The organism is Microbacterium sp. Bi128, from assembly GCF_918698205.1.
In genome coordinates, this window is record NZ_CAKKMM010001402.1 from 1 (window position 1) to 1,310 (window position 1,310).

Genomic DNA, 1,310 nt, shown 5'->3' on the forward strand with positions numbered 1-1,310 from the left:
GCAGGAAGGAGAGCATGTGGCACTGCGAGAGCGCGGCCAGCAGCAGCTGTTCGGGGTTGTAGCGCTCCCGGTCCCCGTGGAAGGTCGGATCGGCCGAGCCGCGCAGCACCGGCAGCCCGGGGATCTCGACGTCGTGGTCCCGTGAGTAACCGCGGTACGAGGACGTCCCGGCCCCGCGGTTCCCGGTCCAGCGGACGGTCAGCGCATAGTGATGTTCGTCAAGGCTCATGACTCCAGCCTAGAACGACAGAACCCCGGCGCCGCACAGGGGCGGCGCCGGGGTTCCAGGCCTTCGGGGTCCGGTGCCTTGGTCGTTAGCCGACGTCGGCCTGGCGGGCGCGCAGGGCGCGGGCAACGCCGTCGCGGTTCTCCAGCATCATCCGGCGCAGCGCCGCACTGCCCTCCGGCAGCGAGGCCAGGAACTCATCCGTGCGGTCCACCGTGGCCTGCGTGGTCAGCTGGGCCGGGTAGAGCCCGACGACGATCTGCGAGGCCAGCGCGTGGGTGCGGCTTGCCATGATGCCGGGGACGGCCTCGAAGTACTTCTCGGCGTACGGCTCGAGCAGGGACGTGTCCAGGACCCGGGTAAAGCCGGTCACCGCGGAGCCCTGCAGGGCGTTGGACAGATCGCCCTTGACCACAATCGATTCCCAGGCCGCGGCCTTGGCCTCCGGGGTGGGGATGGCGGCCGTGGCCAGGGCCGCCGCGTTCTGGCCGTTGGAGGTGTTGTCGTGCTCCAGTTCCTCGTCGATCCGCTCCTGCCCGGCGCGGCCGCCTGCCACGAGGGAGGCCAGCAGCTCCCACCGCAGGTCCTGGTCCACGCTCAGCCCATCGAGGGAAAGTGAGCCGTCCAGCAGCCCGGAGACCGTGTCCAGCTGCCCGGCGCTGCGGGCCAGCAGGGCGTAGGACTTCACGAACTGGAGCTGGGCGTCCGAGCCGGCCGGCACCGCCGAGGCGAGCTCCCAGAGCTTGTCGGCCGCGGCGACGGCGGTCGCCTCCTGGTGCTCCCCGGCCACGTAGAAGGTCAGCGTGGTGGCCAGCTGCCGGAGCTGGACCAGGATCACGGAGGAATCGGATTCCTCGGCAATGTTGGCGAGGATCAGCTCCACGTACCCGCGGGCCGGGGACTCGCCGTCGCGCGCCGCATCCCAGGCCGAGCCCCACACGAGCGTGCGGGGGAGGCTCTGGCTGAAGTCCTTCAGGTGCGCCGTTGCGGTGGCGAGGGACTTCGGATCCAGGCGGACCTTGGCATAGGCGAGGTCGTCGTCATTGAGCAGGATCAGGTCCGGCTGGGCCAGGCCGGCCAGGGC

At 70.8% G+C, this 1,310-nt stretch carries 2 protein-coding genes; both read right to left on the bottom strand.

Going from position 1 to position 1,310, the window contains the following annotated elements:
• On the bottom strand, window positions 1-229 hold a 229-nt coding region (locus LQV45_RS33155), incomplete at its 3' end, for an OsmC family protein (RefSeq protein WP_374208365.1).
• A gap of 85 nt (window positions 230-314) precedes the next feature.
• Window positions 315-1,310, bottom strand: a 996-nt coding sequence (locus LQV45_RS33160; protein WP_230011951.1) for an ERAP1-like C-terminal domain-containing protein, incomplete at its 5' end; no start/stop codon positions are given.